Annotated in this window: 2 protein-coding genes; one reads left to right on the forward strand and one right to left on the reverse strand. The window is 68.4% G+C overall.

Going from position 1 to position 2,713, the window contains the following annotated elements:
- Nucleotides 1-7 precede the first annotated feature (7 nt).
- Nucleotides 8-1,375: a solute carrier family 23 protein gene (locus N878_RS17025; RefSeq protein WP_031303346.1), complete on the forward strand. Its 1,368-nt coding sequence runs from the start codon at nt 8-10 to the stop codon at nt 1,373-1,375.
- A 15-nt stretch (nt 1,376-1,390) separates the two neighbouring features.
- Here the strand turns inward: N878_RS17025 and N878_RS17030 are convergent.
- Nucleotides 1,391-2,713, reverse strand: a 1,323-nt coding sequence (locus N878_RS17030; protein ID WP_218186847.1) for an AsmA-like C-terminal region-containing protein, incomplete at its 5' end; no start/stop codon positions are given.

Here is a 2,713-nt window from a genome sequence, read left to right on the forward strand (position 1 = left end):
ACATCCGATGGGCCTGCTCAACTGGACGGAGAAACCCGCTTCCACGCTCGACAACGGGGGCGTGATCGCGCCCGATGAGCGATTGCCCTGGCCGCAGACCGCGGTGATGGGCGTGCAGCACGTCATCGCCATGTTCGGCGCCACCGTGCTGGCCCCGCTGCTCATGGGCTTCGATCCCAACGTCGCCATCCTCATGAGCGGCATCGGCACCCTGATCTTCTTCGTCATCACCGGTGGCAAGGTGCCGAGCTACCTGGGCTCGAGCTTCGCCTTCATCGGTGTGGTGATCGCCGCCAGCGGCTATGCCGGCCCGGGGCTGAACACCAACCTGGGCGTGGTGCTGGGCGGCATCATTGTCTGCGGTGCGGTCTACACGCTCATCGGCTTCATCGTGCACCTGACCAACGAGCGCCACACCAGGACCACGCCCATGAAGGGCATGGAGGTGGAAGAGGTCGAGAGCGACGTGGCCGTGCACTGGATCGAGCGCCTGATGCCGCCGGTGGTCACCGGCGCGGTGGTCGCCGTGATCGGCCTCAACCTCGCGGCCATCCCGATCAAGAACATGGCGCCCACCGGCTTCGATGCCTGGATGCAGGCCGTGACCTTCCTGAGCGTGGGCCTGGTCGCCGTGTACACGCGCGGCATGACGCAGCGCCTGCTGATCCTGGTGGGCCTGATCGTGGCGAGCCTGATCTACGCCGTGCTCACCAACGGCCTGGGCCTGGGCAAGCCGATCGACTTCTCGGCGATGGCCGCAGCCCCGCTGTTCGGCCTGCCGAAGTTCACCGCGCCGGTGTTCGAGGCGCAGGCCATGCTGCTGATCGCGCCCGTGGCGCTGATCCTGGTGGCCGAGAACCTGGGCCACGTCAAGGCCGTGAGCGCCATGACCGGGCGCGACCTCAACCCCTACCTGGGCAAGGCCTTCATCGGCGACGGCGTGGCCACCATGGTCAGCGGCGCGGCGGGTGGCACCGGCTTAACCACCTACGCGGAAAACATCGGCGTGATGGCCGCGACCAAGATCTACTCGACCGCCATGTTCGTGGTGGCCGCGTGCATCGCCATCCTGCTCGGCTTCAGCCCCAAGTTCGGCGCGCTGATCCAGGCGATCCCGCTGGCGGTGATGGGGGGCGTGTCCATCGTCGTGTTCGGCCTGATCGCCATCGCCGGGGCGCGCATCTGGGTCGAGAACAAGGTCGATTTTTCCAACAACAAGAACCTGCTGGTGGCCGCGATCACGCTGATCCTGGGCACCGGCGACTACACGCTGAAGATCGGCGCCTTCGCACTCGGTGGCATCGGCACCGCCACCTTCGGCGCGATCATCCTGTACGCGCTGCTCAGCCGCGGACAAGCCTCAAAGCCAGACTGACTGACGGGGCCGCCTTCATCGCGAGCGCGGGCTGGCTGGCGGCGCCTTGGGCGGCCCCGTCACCGCCCCGCCGATCTTGGCCCCGATGACGGTGCCGATGCCCGGCAACACCGCCGTGCCGATGGCGGCGCCTGCAATGGTGCCCCAGGCGATGCTGAACTCCGGTTTGCGGAGCGGCCCATGCGCCGAAATGGGCACGTCGACGATGCCCCCACCGATCTCCAGCTGGCCTTGTGCATCGACGCGCTTCCGGTAGAGCGTGGCCTGGCCAGTGGCGGTGTAGTTGCCCGCCACCGCTTCCACCTGGGTGAACGTCGTCTTCATGCCTTGCTCGGTGTTCTGCGTGTCCATGACACCGGTGAGGCTGTCCAGCGGGGTCTCGCCAGCGCGGTCCTCGCCGAGCGACTTGACGGCCTTGTCGATGTCGAAGCGCAGGATCTTCGCGCGCTCCACCCTGAGCACGCTGCGCGTGTGCAGCGTGCGGAACAGTTCACCCGCGGTATCGCCTTCGGCGCGCAGTTCCGTCTCGCCCGATGCGGCGCCATTGATGGGCGAGTGGCGGTGAAAGGCCTCGAGCAGCGCGTTCACCTCCACGCCGCGCGGTGCGAGTTCGCCCGTGAGGACCATGCGGCCTTCGGCCGAGGTGGCCAGCCGCGCCTGTCCGCGCGCCGATCCGCCAGCGGCCTGCACGCGCAGCTGGTAAAGGTCTGCCCCACCGTCGGCCTTGCCGTCGCGCGTGGCATCCAGCGAGACCGGCGGCTCCACGCCGGGACGACGCAGCCGCAGGCGGTGCACCAGGCGGTCGTCGTCAAAGTGAATGTCGCCCTCGTACACCACCGGGATGCCGCTGTACGAGATGTAGGTCAGGTCATTGAATGCCACCGCGCGCACGAACATGGCGCCGCTTTCGTCCGGCGTCTTGCCGCGGTACGCGGCCATGGCACCGTGTGGCACCAAGGCGCCGTCCAATTCGAGGCGGTCGATGGCGAGCCGCTGCCGCAGCAAAGGCATGAGTTGCGGGTAGATCGCGACCCGGCGAACGCGGATCACTTCGGGCTGCACCGTGCGCGCGTCCAGCACCTCGACCATCGGCCGACCCAGCACGCGCCAGCGCACCTGGCCCACCACGAGCTTCTGGCCCATGCGCGCCTCGAACACCGCCTCCACGCGGCGCGCGAGTTCATCGCTGGTGGGCACGAGCGCCCACCACGCCAGCCATGCGGCGGCCAGCAGCGCCGCGAGGGTGGCGGCGGCAACAAGGGCCCGGCGGCGTGGGGGTGTCGTGGGTGGGGACGGATTCACGCCCCATGGTGCTGGCCAGATGCGCCACTGTCTGTA

It is taken from the genome of Pseudomonas sp. EGD-AK9 (assembly GCF_000465935.2).
GTDB lineage: Bacteria > Pseudomonadota > Gammaproteobacteria > Pseudomonadales > Pseudomonadaceae > Aquipseudomonas.